Source organism: Frigoribacterium sp. Leaf186 (assembly GCF_001423905.1).
Classification (GTDB): domain Bacteria; phylum Actinomycetota; class Actinomycetes; order Actinomycetales; family Microbacteriaceae; genus Frigoribacterium.
In genome coordinates, this window is record NZ_LMPQ01000002.1 from 786 (window position 1) to 1,004 (window position 219).

General features: G+C 63.9%; 1 pseudogene. It reads right to left on the minus strand.

The window, feature by feature from the left end:
* A pseudogene (locus ASG05_RS16550) lies at nt 1-219 on the minus strand (IS21 family transposase); the annotation flags it as partial.

Genomic DNA, 219 nt, shown 5'->3' on the forward strand with positions numbered 1-219 from the left:
GCCGCCGGGCTTCTTGAGCAGATATTGCTGCAACGCCCGGAAGGCTTCGGGAAGCTCGACGAATGGTGCACCGTTGCGCAGAGCGCCCGGCTTGCGCTGCACGACCGCCAGGTAATGCCGCCAGTCATAGATGGTCTGACCCGGCCGATCATGGGAGCGATCGATGACGCGGCGGTGCTCACAGACGATCTGACCTTCCGCGGCGATGACGACACGATC